Below are 14185 nucleotides of genomic sequence, written 5' to 3'. Positions count from 1 at the left end.
CACCTTCGTGGGGATGGGCTTTTCCGGCAACGTACGAAGCCGCGGATCCCGGCGGAGGCGCCCGGTCGGACCCTGCGCCGAGTGGCGGTCTGACTGCGCCCAGTGGGTCAGCGGTCGATGTATCGACCGCGATAGTGGATCAAGGGCGGGGTGTTCCGATCGAAGGAAATCGTTTCGATCACGCCCTCGACGAGCAGCGCCCAGCCACACTCCCGGCTGCTCTCCAGCCGGCAACCGGCCCACGCGCCGGCCGAGGCGAGCACCGGACCGTACGCAGTGGACACCCACTCGCCCGACGCGAAGAGTCCGCCCGGCGCCGGCATCAGACCGGCAAATCGGTCGGCGAGCCGGCGGTCGTCCGGCTCGAGCGGCATGACGGCGAAACGACCCGATTCGGAGATGGCGTCCCAGAGGTCGCTCTCCTCGTCGATCAACCCGAGCACCCGCCCGGGATCGCCGTCCGCGACGAGCATCGACGACACGGTCAGTCCCCGCGGCCCCGGCGCCGTCCAGAGCGTGACGGGCGCCGCCAGCCGGCCGCGCAACCGCCGGACCGGGGACCGCTCGTCCTCCGGGGTGGCGAAGGGGTCGCTGGAGTGGATCCGGCCGCCGGGCGCGTCAGCTGTCACGGTCATCATTCTGGCCCGTCACCTTTCGGGTACAAGCCATAACGCAACTTGTGTAACGTAATCCGATCCGTAGTCGTGCACGTACAGGGCGATATGGAAAGGGATGCGGATGGCTGAGGCGTTGCCGCAACCCGGCGACGTCCTCTACGTGGGAGGTGCGGCGAGCGTCCAGTTCCAGGGCGACCGCGCGCTGACCTTCCGGGTGATCCGCATCGACCCCCGACGCACGTACGACGGTTGGTTGTGGATCGACGGCTACGTGCTGGGCCCGTCCGGCGAGGCCATCGAGCGCCGCGTCATCTTCGTCCGCCGCGACGGCTTACGAAAAAAGCGATGAACGCTCACGTACGCGGTCCGTTGTGCTTGCCGACGTAGCCGGACCGCCGCCGTACCAAGAAGAAGAACGCCACCAGCAGAACCAGGCCGCCCACCAGGAGGAGCAGGTTCGTTCCACCGCTCTTTCCGGTCTCGGCGGCGGCGGCGGATTTTGTGGACTCGGGTGTTGCCCGACGGGAAGCCGGTGACGCGGCGAGGGCCGAACGCGAAGGCCGCGGCGTGGCCGTAGAGGTCAGAAGCCTGAGGTAGACCGCACCGACGGCCGCGCCGCTCAGCTTGGCCGGCGTCAAGGCCAGCGTGCTTCCACTGCCGGCCGTCCCGATCTGCGCCGGAGCCGACGACTTCGGGTGCCATTCGAAGACGACCGGCGACACCCGCTGCGCGGTGGCCGACGCCGCGATGTGGAAGCCCGAGAGCGCGTACGTGGCTCCCGCATCAACCCGCTGTGGCAGCGAGCACCAGGCTCCGGCCAGGATGCCGTCCTTGTAGTACCGGCAGTTGGTGAACTCCCGCGGCAGGGTCAGCCCACCCGACACCCGGATGTTGACGACGACCCCGTCCACCGCCGATCCGCCGGTGTTCCGCACGCCGACCGTCAGCGGGATCGTCTGCCCCGGCTTGATGGACGGCGCCGTGGACGAGGAAACCGTTATGAGAGCCGCAAAGAGGACAAAAGCCAGCACTCACCCGAATCTAATCAACATCCGAGTCCGGCGGAGGGTTAATGATCATCTGAGGACCGGCGCCGCGCGACGCCAGCCGGTCGGCCGGGTTGATCAGATTGCATCGCTGCAGCGAGAGGCAGCCGCATCCGATGCACCCGGTGAGCTGGTCGCGCAGCCGCTGCATGAGCAGGATCCGTTCCTCCAGCTTGCCGCGCCACCGCGCCGACAACCGCGCCCAATCCGCCTTGGTCGGCGTCCTACCCTCCGGCAGCTCCGAGAGCGCCTCGCGGATCTCGTCCAGCGACACCCCGACCTGCTGGGCGATCTTGATGAAGGCCACCCGCCGCAACTCGGAACGCAAATAGCGGCGCTGGTTGCCGGTCGTCCGTGTGGACCGGATCAAACCCTCGCGCTCGTAGTAGCGCAACGCGGAAGGCGCCACGCCGCTGCGCGCCGCGAGATCACCGATGGCTAGCGTCGTCTCCATCACAAGCCTTGAGTTGAAGTGCACTTTAAGTTGCAGCCTATCGGCATGACCGTGACAGCACTCCCCACCGACGCGCTGCTGAGCCTCATCGCGCGCATGACCGGGGACGAAAAGCACGCGCCCAGCTCGTACTCGACGCTCGACGTGCTCTGGGTGCTCTACGACCGAATCCTGCGGATCGACCCGGCGTCGCCGGACGCCCCGGACCGCGACCGCTTCCTGCTCTCCAAGGGCCACGGCCCGGCCGCCTACTACGCGGTGCTGGCCCGCAAGGGCTTCTTCCCCGAGGACTGGCTCGACGACATGGGCGGCTGGAACAGCCGGCTAGGCAATCACCCCGACCGCGCGAACGTGCCAGGCGTCGAGATCGGCACCGGCTCGCTCGGCCACGGCCTCGGCATCGGTGTCGGCATGGCGCTCGGCCTGCGCGCCCAGGGTTATCTCGAGCCGCGCGTCTTCGTGCTCCTCGGCGACGCCGAGCTCGACGAGGGCTCCAGCCACGAGGCGATCGCGTACGCCGCCGCCACCCACCTCCCGATCACCGCGATCGTGATCGACAACCAGTCGGCGACCCACGGATGGCCCGGCGGGATCGCCGCGCGCTTCCCCGGATGGATCACCTCGGTGATCAACGGCCGGGATCACGAGCAGATCGAGCACGCTCTGGCACGCCGCCATGCCGACCGTCCGAACCTGGTCGTCGCCACCGTCGAACCGAAATGGGGCTGAGCACGATGATGCGGGAAACGTTCGTCGCCACCACCACCGAACTGCTCGCCGAGAATCCGCGGACCGCGCTCGTGCTCGCCGACATCTCGGCCGACGCGTTCGAGCCGGCCATGCGCCGCCACCCCGACCGGGTCGTGAACGTGGGCATCCGCGAGCAGCTGATGACCGGAGTCGCCGGCGGGCTCGCGCTCACCGGCCTGCGTCCGATCGTGCACTCGTACGCCCCGTTCGTGGTCGACCGGGCCTACGAGCAGATCAAGCTGGACCTCGGCCACCAGGACGCCGGCGCGGTGCTGGTCAGCATCGGCGCCTCCTACGACGGCGCCGCCTCGGGATACACCCATCAGTCCCCGGGCGACGTCGAGCTGCTCGACACGCTCGAGGGGTGGACCGTGCACGTCCCCGGCCATCACGACGAGGTGGCCGCGTTGCTGCGCGATGCGGCCCGCCACGACGACCGGGTCTACGTCCGGCTTTCGCTTCAAGAGAATCGGCACGCGTACGGCGACAGCACACGTCTCCGCGTCATCCGGCGAGGCGGTCCCCTGATCGTGGCGGTCGGCCCGATGCTCGACCCGGTCCTGGAGGCCACCCGCGACCTGGACGTAACGGTGGCGTACACCAACACACCGCGGCCACTCGACGCCGAGGGCCTGCGCGCGCTGGCCGAGGGCGAGGTCGTGATGGTCGAGCCGTACCTGAGCGGCACCTCGGCCCGCCAGGTCGCCGAGGCGCTCGGCGGCCGCCCGCACCGGGTGCTGCACCTGGGCGTGGGCCGCGAGGAGGTGCGCCGCTACGGCTCGTGGGAGGACCACGCCCGGGCGCACGGCCTCGACGCGGCCGGTCTGCGCGGCCCGATCAGTGAGTTCCTGTGGTGATCAGGCGGCGATCGCCGGACGCGGCGTCCGGAACACGTGCTCGAGCAGCGAGTCGAAGTGCCACACCGCCTCCGGCTCGCCGACCCGCAGCCGGAACCGCTCGCGAACCCCGTCCACCGCCGTGGCCGCCACCTCGACGGCCGTGCGGGCCACGTCCGGGCTCCAAGTCACGTTGCTCAGGTGCCGCAGGTTGGCGTTGAGGTGCAGCCGCAGCCGGTGGAAGACCTTGGTCTCCTGGGTGACGACCAGCCGGCGGTAGGTGAGCAGCAGCAGGTACTCGCCGGCCATCGGGGCCTCGGGGCGGTGGCAGCGGCTGACCAGCACGGTGGTGTCGTCCGGCTCCACACAGCGCCGGAAGATCGGCATGTGGCGGCTCACGGTCGGGATGGCCACGCCGGCTTCGGCGGCGGCGGGCAAGAACGTACGGGAGAACACGTCCATGTGGCGTTCAACGGAGGCCCCCGCCGAGAGGCATCGGCCGTCACCCGATGAATGTCGAATTACATCGGCTCGACAAATGTTGCGTGTTCCATTCCCCTGCCATAGTTGGTGCGTGCAGTGGCGCATCAGGCCGGTCCTGCCGGTCACCAAGCTGATGGGCGCGGTCGCCGTCGTGGTGCTCGCGGTCGCCTTCGCGGGCAACGACGCGATCCGGTGGGCGATCGCCGGGCTCGCGGCGATCCTGCTGGCGTTGTGGGCGCTGCGCGACCTGATCGCGCCGGTCCGCCTGGCGGCGGACACGACGGGCGTCACGGTGGTCGCGGGATTCGCCCGCCGCCGGCATCTGTCGTGGTCGGAGATCGAGCGCGTACGGGTCGACCGGCGCACCCACCGGGGCCTGCGCAGCGAGATCCTCGAACTGGACACGGGCGACGCGATCTACCTGCTCAGCGCGAACGATCTGGGCGCCCTCCCCGAGGATGTGGTCGCCACCCTCGCCGACCTGCGCTCCGGCTCGCCTGCCTGAATGACGATCGAGCTGGTGACCCGCTTCCACGTCGACGACCGGCAGCTCAGTGCTTTGCATGCCCGAGCGTTCGGCGGCGAGACGAGCGTCCTCCAGCCGTGGTCGCGGCGTCTGGAACGGCACGCGCTCACCTGGGTCGGCGCCTTCGACGCCGATCGGCTCGTCGGCTTCGTCCAGGTCTGCTGGGACGGCGGCAGCCACGCCTTCATCCTCGATACCGCGGTCGACCCGGACCGGCAGCACCATGGCCTCGGCACCCGCCTGGTCGGCGCGGCGGCCGACGAAGCCCGCGCCGCCGGATGCGAATGGCTGCACGTCGACTTCGAGCCGCACTTGGAACACTTCTACCTCGACAAATGCGGCTTCCGCAGCACCGCGGCCGGCCTGATCCACCTGTCGCCGTCTCCGTAGCCCGCCGCGCGAGATCCGGTACGCCCTCGCCGCCGGTTGTGAGGGCGGCGAGGGCGTCGAGGCTCATGAGCCGACGTGGATGATCTTTGCGACGCTGGGCACGCCCTTCGCGTCGAGCGCGAAGAGCATCCAGTAACCGGGGATCGCGACGCCGCTGTCGGCCGGGATGGTCAGCGTGTAGGCGCCGTCGTTGCCGGTGGACGGGGCCAGCGACAGGCGGCGCTGGTCGGTGTCGACGGTGTGGGTCGCGGTGCCCATCCGGATGATCGAGAAGGCGGTGACGGCCCGGTCGGTGGTGATGGTGACCTTGCCGCCGTTGGCGACCGCCGAGTCCGAGATGCTGGTGATCGACGGGCGGGAGGCGGCGGTGCCGTCCTCGTTGAGCAGGTACGGCGGGGTGAAGGTCTGGCCGTCGAAGTGGTTGGTGGCGCAGCCGGTGCCGCAGAGGCCGCCGCCGGCGCTGAGGACGCGGCCGTCGGGCAGCAGCAGGGCGACGCTGTGGTACGTCCGCGGCACGGCCATCGAGGCCATCGTCGTGAACTGCTCGCTGACCGGGTCCCACAGCTCGGCGTTGAGCACCGCGGTGTTGTCCGAGAACGGCACCGCGAAGTTCTCGCCGCCCATCACCAGGACCTTGCCGTCCGGCAGCACCACGCTGTTCTGGAAGCTGCGCGTGTTCGCCATCGACCCGACCTGCCGGCTGGTCACCGTGTTGTCGGCGTTGATGGTCAGCACCCGCGCGTCGGCGGTGGCCTCGGACTGCTCGTAGCTCGGCGAGCCGCCCAGCGTGAGGATCTTGCCGGTGTCGTACATGACGGCGCTGCCGTTCATCGCGTCGTCGCCGCCGCGGTTGCCGGCCGACTCGGTCGAGCCGTCGCCGTCCACCGAGTACCAGTTCATCTTCTTGCTCGGGCCGGCCTGCAGCACCTTGTTGCCCGACCACGCGAACAGCCAGGCGTGGTTGTCCTTGCGGTAGTCGCCGAGCTGGTTGGCGTCGGCGGTCAGCATCGGCGCCACGTCGGCGCCGGGCAGCGCGCGCCAGCCGGAGTCGGCCGACCAGACCTCGCCGCCCTTGTGACCGACGCCGTCGGTGCCGCCGACCGGGCCGCTCCACGAGCCGCCGATGGTGAAGATCTCGCCGTTGCCGAGGGTGACGCTGGACTGATAGCCACGGCCGACCGTCATGTCGGCGCCGGCGGTCCAGGCGTCCGTGGCCGGGTCGTAGATGCTGGTCTTCTTGTTGGTGTTGCCGCCGGTGACGACCACCCGGCCGTCCGGCAGCACCGAGATGCCGGGGCAGAACATGTCGTGCCCGGTCTCGGTGACCTCCCGCTGGGTGACCACGCCGGTCGCGGGGTCGTAGGTGGCGGTCATGGTCAGGACGTGGACGCCGGGGTCGGCGTTGGAGAAGGCGTCGGTCTTGTACGCCGACCAGGTCAGCACCTTGCCGTTGGGCAGCAGCGCCGCCGCGACCGGGACGAGCGGGAACCCGACCGGCGCGCTCCACGAGCCGCGCTTGGGGGAGACCGAGCCGCTCGCGCCGAGCACGTTGAACTCGGCGACCGACGTCCAGGGGCCGCGGTTGCCGGCCTCGCTGGTCGCGATCAGCCGCACGTACTTCGCGTCGACCGGCGGGAAGACGACGGTCTGGAGGGCGGCGCTGTCGGCGAACTTGCCGTCGGTGATCTGGTAGGTCCAGTGCGTGCCGTCGACCGAGGTTGCGATCTTGTAGTTGCCGATCCGTCCGTTCTTGGAGGCCGACGGGCGCGGCAGGACGGATACGCCGCCGACCGCCTGAACCTTGTCCATGGTGACGTGGAGCGTGTGCGGCAGCGGCTTGGCCGGGGCCGGGTTGTACTGGCTGTGGAAGAACGTGGAGTAGTTGCCGTCGATCGCGAGGGCGGCCCGGCCGTCCGCGCTCTTGGTCTCCTGCGAGTCGGCGGCGGCCCACCAGCCGGTGCGGCTCAGCGTCGGGTCGGTCCGGCCCAGGACGTTGATCTCGGCGGCGCTGCTCCACGGGCCGCGGTTGCCCGCCTCGGAGAGCGCGGTGAGTCGCACGTACCGCGCGATCTGCGGGGCGAAGGTGACCGACTGCGCGGTCCTCTTGGTGGTGCTGAAGGCGCCGGTGGCCACGACCGGGGACCAGATCGTGTTGTTGAAGCTGGTCTCGACCCGGTACTTGCCGATCATGCCGTTCGGCGAGGTGTCCTGGCGCGGCAGGTAGCTGAGGCCGGAGACCAGGTTGACCTTGTGCATGTCGATGGTGATCCAGTGCGGCAGCGGCTTCGGCGGGTTCGAGCTCCACGCCGAGTGCCAGAACGACTTGGTGTTGCCGTCGATCGCGTTGATCGCCGCGGCCGGCTGCTTCGCCGTCTCCTGGCTGTCGGCGGCGACGGTCCATCCCGTACGCGGGAGGGCCGGGTCGGTGCCGCCCAGCAGGTTGATCTCGGCGGCGGAGACCCAGTTGACCCGGCCGCCGGCCTCGCTGATCGCGGTCAGCCGCACGAAGCGCGTCACCACGGTGTTGACGGTGATCGTCTTGACCAGCTCGTCGTCGGCGAACGTGCCGGTGGCGACGTTCGCGCTCCAGGTGGTGCCGTTGTCGCTGATCTGCACGGAGTACTGGCCGATGCGGCCGTTCGCGCCGTCGGAGGGGCGGTAGGTGAGGCCGCTCAGCGCGATCCGGTTGTGCGTGTCGATCGTGATGGTGCGCGGCAGGCCGGCGGCGCTCTTCCAGGAGCTGTCCGGGTCGTTGTCCAGCACGTTGGAGGCGGGGGACTGCGCGCTCGCGTCGGTCGCCGTCCAGCCGCTGCGGGGCAGGGGCGCGGCGGTGGTCACCGCGACGGGCACGGCCTCGGCCTCGGGCATGATGTGGCCGAGATGGGGGTCGGCGGCCGCGCCGGTGGCAGGCGCCCCGGCGCTTCCCGAGTGCTGCTGGTGGAGCACGACGGCAGTGCCGGTGAGGACACAGAGGACGGCCGTCGCCGCAGCTCGGGACCAGTGGTGGCCGCGCAGGTGCATGCTTGTTCCCCCATGAGGATTTCCGCCGGAGCGGAAACACTCAACGTGGAACCATCGATCGACAACATCGACCCGACGACATGAGAAATCCGCCGTACGGCCTAGTTACGGCGGTCTGTGCGGCGGATAAAGTGCCGCACTCGATTCGGATGTTTCCGGCCTTGCCCTGAGAAATCGGGTTTATCCGGCTAGGTGATGTAGCCGCATTCGTCGGCCTAGACCGGATTTGCGGATTAGGCCGCGTTTCATGGAAAACGTGTGACGATTTGATTACGACGACGCAACGTAAGCGCAAGTGCGGCGTGGCGTCACAATCTCGACATTCCAGATAGGACGATGCGGAGACCGTACTCGAAATTCGCGTCGGTGTCCTCGTCGTAGAGATCGCCCGCCACGCCCGCGGTCAGCGGATAGCGTTCCGCGTCCACCCGCAGGCCCCCGGCGTACGGATTCCGCTCGTAGGCCGTGCCCGCCCGCGCCTGCTCCTCGATCGTGAAGCCGATCGTGTAATGCAGGATCACCGGGAACGCGCGCGCCGCCGTCGCCGGCTCGAAGCCCGCGTCCTGAAGCGTGCGCAGGATGAGCTCGATCGTGCGTAGGACGGCCGGATGCGCCGAATAAGCGCCCGCCGCCACCCGCGCCCCGTCCCGATAGCGCAGCAGCGTGTGCCGGTTACGGACGGCCATCGCGATCAGCCACTCCTGCCACGTCTCGTCGCGCCGCGGCGCTTCGAGGCCCTCCGCCGCCTCGGCCGCGAGCAGGTCGGCCATCGCGTCGAGCAGCTCCTGCTTGTTTTTCACGTGCCAATACAGCGTCGGGGCCTGAACGCCCAGCTCCTTGGCGAGCACCCGCATGGTCAGGCCGTCCAGCCCGACCTCGTTGAGGGCCTTGAGCGCGGCGCGGGCGATGGCGTCCGGAGTGAGCTTCACGGTTGACAGCCTACCAAAGTTCGAGGTATCCCTAACTTAGTTAGAGAGAAACCGGAACTTGGTTAGGGAGGCGGGGGAGCCATGGAGCAAGTAGTGATCGTCGGAGGCGGCCCGACCGGGCTGATGCTCGCCTGTGAGCTGCGGCTCGGCGGGGTCGACCCGCTCGTGCTCGAGCGGCTGGCCGGCCCGAGCGGCGAGTCGCGCGCGGGCGGCATCCACGCCCGCACCATGGAGATCCTCGACATGCGCGGCATGCTCGAGCCGTTCCTGGCCGAGGGCCGCCGGCTCCCGCGTGGGCATTTCGCGGGCATTCCGCTGGATTTCTCCGGCCTGCCGACCCGATACCCGTTCTTGCTGAACATCCTGCAGCGCCGCATCGAGCGGCTCCTCGAGGCGAGGGCGCGCGAGCTGGGCGTCCGCGTGCGGCGCGAGATCGCGGTGACCGGCCTGCGCCAGACCGCCGACCAGGTGACGATCGAGACCACCCAGGGTGAGTTCGCCGCCCCGTTCGTGGTCGGCTGTGACGGCGGGCGCAGCACGGTCCGCAAGCTCGCCGGCATCGACTTCCCCGGCACGCCCGCCACGATGACTGCGATCCTCGGCGACGTCGAGCTCGCGTCGCCGCCGGCCGATCCGGTCTTTCAGCAGCGAACGCCGTACGGCAACTGGTCGGTGCTCAACTTCGAGCCCGGGTGGTACCGCGTGATGACCAACGACTTCGACCACGTGGCCGACCGCGACGCGCCGATCACCGTCGAAGACCTGCGGAAGTCGCTGCTGCGGCACGCCGGGACGGACTTCGGCCTGCACAGTCCACGGTGGATCTCGCGGTACAACGACGCCGCCCGGCTCGCGTCCCGCTACCGGTCGGGCCGGGTGCTGCTGGCCGGCGACGCCGCGCACATCCACTACCCGGCCGGCGGCCAGGGCCTCAACACGGGGGTTCAGGACGCGTTCAACCTGGGCTGGAAACTCGCTCGTGCGGTCCTTCACGACCAAGATCTTCTTGACACGTACGAGTCGGAGCGCCGGCCCGTGGCGGAACGGGTCCTCGCCAACACCCGCGCGCAGACAGCGCTCACCCGGCCGGACGCGCAGACCTCGGCGCTACGCGGGGTGCTGACGGACCTGAGCGCGCTCGGTGACGTGAATCGCTCGTTGAGCGAGATGCTGGCCGGGCTCGACATCTCCTACGCCGGCGTCGGTCCCCGGGTCGCCGACCGGGATCTTCCCGACGGCACCCGCCTCTACCAGCACTTCCACTCGGGGCAGCCGGTTCTGCTGGGTCGCGACGACTCGGTCGCGTGGGACGGCCCGGCCATGCTGATCCGCCCCGACGGACACGTGGCGTGGTCGGAGTCGATGGGCGAGCCCGCCCTCCGGGAGGCGCTCGACCGCTGGCAACTTTAACGAGTAAGTTCGGAGGCGTGACGACAACCGACCTCGACCTTGCCCGGATCGAGCGGGCCAAGGTCGCGGTCGCCGCCACCTTCGTGACCAACGGGCTCGCCTTCGCCGGCTGGCTGGCCCGCGCCCCCGCCGTCCGCGACGACCTGCACCTGTCGGCGGCCGGCTTCGGCCTGCTGCTGCTCTGCATCTCGGGCGCCGCGATCGTGTCGATCCCGCTGTCCGGGCCGGTCGTGCAGCGGCTCGGCCCCGCCCGCACGATCATGGTGGCCAGCAGCGCCATGGTGCTCGGCCTGGCCGGGCTCGGCACCGGCACGCTGACCGGCTCGGTCCCCGTCGCCGCGGCCGGCCTGGTGCTGGTCGGGGCGGGCAACAGCGCGTGGGACGTCTCGATGAACGTCGAGGGCGCCGACGTCGAGCGCCGCCTCGGCCGCACGATCATGCCGCGCTTCCACGCCGGCTTCAGCCTGGGCACGGTGCTGGGCGCCGGCATGAGCGCGCTGGCGGCGGCCTCCGGCCTGCCGATCTGGGCGCAGCTCTATCTCACCGCGACGCTCACGGCCGTGGTGACCTTTCCGACCGTACGGGTGTTCCTGCCGCACACCCCGCCCGCCGAGGACGAGCCGCGCCCGGTCAGCGTCAGCCAGGCCTGGCGGGAGCCTCGCACCATCCTGATCGGCCTGATCATGCTGGGCTTCGGCTTCACCGAGGGCACCGCCAACGACTGGTTCGCGATCAGCCTCGTCGACGGCTACGGCGCCAGCGAGACGGTGGGCGCGATCGGCTACGGCACGTTCGTCACCGCGATGACCCTGTCCCGCCTCTTCGGCGGCGAGGCCCTCGAGCGCTGGGGCCGCGTGCGGGTTCTGCGGGCGACGGTTGTCTGCGGCCTTGTGGGCCTGCTGCTGGTGGTGGCCGGCATAGCCGTTCCGCTGGCCCTGCTCGGCGGCCTCCTCTGGGGCGCCGGCGCTTCCCTGGGCTTCCCGGTCGGCATGAGCGCCGCCGCCGACGACCCGGTCCGGGCCGCGATCCGCGTCTCGGTGGCCGGCTCGATCGGCTACGCCGCCTTCCTGGCCGGCCCGCCGTTGATCGGCGTCCTGGCCCAGCACCTGGGCGTGCTGCACGCCCTCTTGTGCGTGCTCGGCGCCCTCTTGATCGGCCTCCTGGCCTCAGGCGCCGCCAAGCCCTTGCCCACCCGCTGACCCTCCACCAGCCTTGATGACTTCCCGCGCGCCCTCAACGCCAAGTCATCAATGATGAGTTGCGGCGCGCTCCGAGCGCCAAGTCATCAGCGATGAGTTGCAGCACGCTCCGAGCGCCAAGTCATCAACGTTGAGCTGCAGCACGCTCCGAGCGCCAAGTCATCAGCGATGAGTTGCAGCACGCTCCGAGCGGCAAGTCATCAACGTTGAGCTGCTGCGCGCTGCGGGCGCTAAGACGCTCCTATAGATGTCAAGCGGCGGGTTCGTGGGTGTTGGTGGTGATGAGTTGGTAGAGCTCGCGGGCTATGTAGCGTTTGAGGCAGCGGATGATTTCTTTTTTGGACAGGCCGTCTTTGGTGCGGCGTTGCGCGTAGGCGCGGGTGTTGGGGTCGCTGCGGAGCCGGACGATGGCGACGCGGTGGAGGGCGGCGTTGGCTTGGCGGTCGCCGCCGCGGTTGAGCCGGTGCCGGCGGGTTTTGCCGGACGAGGCGGGGATCGGCGCGACGCCGCAGAGCATGGCGAACGCGGCTTCGCTGGTGAGTCGCTGGTGGTTCTGGCCGACGGTGACCAGTAGTTGACCGGCGATGTCGGTGCCGACGCCGTGGGCGGCGGTCAGGGCCGGGTTGATCGCGGCCACCAGGGGTTTGAGCAGGCTGTCCAGGTCGGTGATCTCGGCCGTCAGGTGCTGGTGGCGGCGGGCCAGCGAGCGCAGGGCGATTTTGGTGGCGGTGGCCGGGCTGGCGGCGTCGGCTCGGTCCGGCCGCAGGTTCGCGCAGGTGCCGATCAGTTCTTTGACGCTCAGCTCGCGGAGCCGGGCGCGCAGCTGGTCGTCGGCGGTGACGATCAGGGCTTTGATCTGGCGTTGGGTGTCGGCGCGCTGGTCGATGGCGCTGCGCCGGGCCAGCCGCAGGTGGCGCAGGGCCTCGACTGGCCGTCGCGTTGTTTCGGCAGGCCGGTGCGTTCGCCGGCCAGGGCGGTCTTGGCCGCGGCGATGGCGTCGATCGGGTCGGACTTGCCCTGTGACCGGCGGGTCTTGCGGTCCGGGCGGTCGACCTCGATCACCTCAACGGCCGCGGCGCGCAGCCGGCGGGCCAGCCCGGCACCGTAGACGCCGGTGCCCTCGACGCCGACCCGCCACAGCCGGCCGTGCCCGCGCATCCAGGCCAGCAACGCCTGATAGCCGGCCGCCGTGGCCGGGAACTGCTCGGTGCCCAGGACCCGCCCGACCAGGTCGATGACCGCCGCGGTGTGAGTGTCCAGGTGGGTGTCGACGCCGCCGACGACATCGAAAAGGGCCGGGTCAGGTGTAATGGAGGGCATCGTCGTCCTGTCGTTCGTGACTGTGGGCAGGGCGGCACGCACCGGCCGGGCAACGATGGACAAGACAGAGATGGGGCCTCTGGCCAGGCTCCTATGAAGTCACAACGCCACGACCCGGCACGTGCACGAGCACCTCCCGACCGGAGCCGACAAGTCTTACGAAGGACCCGAAGTCAGTCATCAAGCGGGTCAGACCCCGGCGGGAGGTGCTCACCCACCATCATCTCTGTCATCAAGATTGGCGTGCGGCGGGGCCGGGCGGGAGGGCGCGGGCGTCGGGCCGGGTCAGGCGAGGATGGCCTGGGTGCGGATCACGGCCGCTATCAGGAGGATCAGGAAGAAGGCGCCGGAACCTGCCGCCTGGACGAAGGTTCGGCGGTTCGCCGGGGCGTACGCGATGATGATCGCCACGATCGCGCCCCCCACCAGACCGCCCAGGTGGCCCGCCACCGAGATGTTGGGCACCGTGAAGGTGAACAGCAAGTTCACCACCAGCAGCGGGATCAGCGTGCTGATGTCCAGCTTCAGCCGGCGGTTGATGATGATCGCCGCGGCGAAGAGGCCGAAAACCGCGGTCGAGGCGCCGGCGGCCGGCTGGTTGGGGGCGGTGAAGACGTAGGCCGCCACGTTGCCGGCCAGGCCGGCCAGCACGTAGAGGCCGATGAAGCGGATCGGGCCCAGCCGGGTCTCGAGATAGCGGCCGAGCTGCCACAGCACCCACATGTTGAGCAGCAGGTGCAGCACGCCGTAGTGCAGGAACATGGCGGTGAACAGCCGCCACCACTCGCCGGCGGCGATGCCGTGGACCTCGCCGCCGATCGTGTACGGCGCGTAGCCGAGAACCTCACCCCAACGGGTTACCGCGGTCTGGTCGCCGAGCAGGCCGAACCACCCGCCGGAGCCGCCGATCGCCCGCGCGCCGCCCACGATGGCCGACAGGACCATCACGGCGACGTTGATCGCGATCAGGGTGCGGGTCGCATAGCCGGCGTGGCCGGCGCGGCTGCCCCCAAAGGCAGTCCGCGCCGGACGCTGGCTGCGCTTGCCCTCCGCGACGCACTCGGGGCACTGATGGCCGACCGACGCCTCGTGCATGCAGTCGGGACAGATCGGCCGGTCACACCGGGTGCAGCGGATGTAAGTCTCCCGCGACGGATGGCGGTAGCAGACCGGAGCCGTCGAGGGAGCCTCACTCATACATTCA

General features: G+C 70.0%; 14 protein-coding genes and 1 pseudogene. 7 read left to right on the top strand and 8 right to left on the bottom strand.

All coding sequences use genetic code 11. The features are described 5' to 3' along the window. Positions 1-107 precede the first annotated feature (107 nt). Positions 108-635, bottom strand: coding sequence for a flavin reductase family protein (locus ACQPZX_RS49260; protein WP_433372336.1), 528 nt, complete (start codon positions 633-635; stop codon positions 108-110). Positions 636-738: 103 nt separating this feature from the next. Between ACQPZX_RS49260 and ACQPZX_RS49255 the strand changes: the two genes are divergently transcribed. Then, positions 739-966 carry a hypothetical protein gene (locus tag ACQPZX_RS49255; RefSeq protein WP_433372333.1) on the top strand — a complete coding sequence of 76 codons (228 nt, stop codon included), beginning with the start codon at positions 739-741 and terminating at the stop codon, positions 964-966. Between the two features lie 4 nt (positions 967-970). On the opposite strand, the gene ACQPZX_RS49250 is transcribed toward ACQPZX_RS49255, so the two are convergent. Beyond that, positions 971-1648, bottom strand: coding sequence for an LPXTG cell wall anchor domain-containing protein (locus tag ACQPZX_RS49250; protein WP_433372331.1), 678 nt, complete (start codon positions 1646-1648; stop codon positions 971-973). A 10-nt stretch (positions 1649-1658) separates the two neighbouring features. Further along, positions 1659-2117, bottom strand: a complete 459-nt coding sequence (soxR, locus tag ACQPZX_RS49245) for a redox-sensitive transcriptional activator SoxR (RefSeq protein WP_433372328.1) — start codon at positions 2115-2117, stop codon at positions 1659-1661. A gap of 45 nt (positions 2118-2162) precedes the next feature. Between soxR and ACQPZX_RS49240 the strand changes: the two genes are divergently transcribed. Both ACQPZX_RS49240 and ACQPZX_RS49235 read left to right on the top strand, forming a co-directional pair. Then, entirely contained in the window at positions 2163-2846 is a 684-nt protein-coding gene (locus ACQPZX_RS49240) for a transketolase (protein WP_433372325.1), read from the top strand. 8 nt (positions 2847-2854) lie between these two features. Next, a complete protein-coding gene (locus ACQPZX_RS49235) occupies positions 2855-3724 on the top strand; it encodes a transketolase family protein (protein WP_433385997.1) in 870 nt (289 codons plus the stop codon). Here ACQPZX_RS49235 and ACQPZX_RS49230 read toward each other — a convergent pair whose 3' ends face one another. Further along, positions 3725-4165, bottom strand: a complete 441-nt coding sequence (locus ACQPZX_RS49230; RefSeq protein WP_433372323.1) for a hypothetical protein — start codon at positions 4163-4165, stop codon at positions 3725-3727. 112 nt (positions 4166-4277) lie between these two features. Between ACQPZX_RS49230 and ACQPZX_RS49225 the strand changes: the two genes are divergently transcribed. Beyond that, on the top strand, positions 4278-4691 hold the full coding sequence (locus tag ACQPZX_RS49225) for a PH domain-containing protein (protein ID WP_433372320.1): 414 nt from the start codon (positions 4278-4280) through the stop codon (positions 4689-4691). Next, the gene (locus tag ACQPZX_RS49220; RefSeq protein ID WP_433372317.1) at positions 4692-5102 is read left to right on the top strand and encodes a GNAT family N-acetyltransferase; all 411 of its coding nucleotides are present in this window, start codon (positions 4692-4694) and stop codon (positions 5100-5102) included. It begins immediately after the preceding gene. 63 nt (positions 5103-5165) lie between these two features. Here ACQPZX_RS49220 and ACQPZX_RS49215 read toward each other — a convergent pair whose 3' ends face one another. Further along, on the bottom strand, positions 5166-8123 hold the full coding sequence (locus ACQPZX_RS49215) for a discoidin domain-containing protein (protein WP_433372314.1): 2958 nt from the start codon (positions 8121-8123) through the stop codon (positions 5166-5168). Positions 8124-8431: 308 nt separating this feature from the next. Continuing rightward, complete coding sequence (locus ACQPZX_RS49210) at positions 8432-9052, bottom strand: TetR/AcrR family transcriptional regulator C-terminal domain-containing protein (RefSeq protein ID WP_433372312.1); 621 nt, start codon at positions 9050-9052, stop codon at positions 8432-8434. An 81-nt stretch (positions 9053-9133) separates the two neighbouring features. Between ACQPZX_RS49210 and ACQPZX_RS49205 the strand changes: the two genes are divergently transcribed. Both ACQPZX_RS49205 and ACQPZX_RS49200 read left to right on the top strand, forming a co-directional pair. Beyond that, positions 9134-10462 (top strand): FAD-dependent monooxygenase, encoded by a 1329-nt coding sequence (locus tag ACQPZX_RS49205; protein WP_433372309.1) that lies wholly within the window; start codon positions 9134-9136, stop codon positions 10460-10462. A 17-nt stretch (positions 10463-10479) separates the two neighbouring features. Next, complete coding sequence (locus tag ACQPZX_RS49200) at positions 10480-11661, top strand: MFS transporter (RefSeq protein ID WP_433372306.1); 1182 nt, start codon at positions 10480-10482, stop codon at positions 11659-11661. A gap of 250 nt (positions 11662-11911) precedes the next feature. Here ACQPZX_RS49200 and ACQPZX_RS49195 read toward each other — a convergent pair. Further along, positions 11912-12981: pseudogene (locus ACQPZX_RS49195) on the bottom strand (IS110 family transposase). A gap of 285 nt (positions 12982-13266) precedes the next feature. Further along, positions 13267-14178 carry a rhomboid family intramembrane serine protease gene (locus ACQPZX_RS49190; RefSeq protein ID WP_433372303.1) on the bottom strand — a complete coding sequence of 304 codons (912 nt, stop codon included), beginning with the start codon at positions 14176-14178 and terminating at the stop codon, positions 13267-13269. Positions 14179-14185: the final 7 nt, after the last annotated feature.

It is taken from the genome of Actinoplanes sp. CA-142083, from assembly GCF_050942195.1.
GTDB lineage: Bacteria > Actinomycetota > Actinomycetes > Mycobacteriales > Micromonosporaceae > Actinoplanes.
Note: the sequence above shows the minus strand (reverse complement) of the source record. Positions and strands in the feature narration are given on the sequence as shown.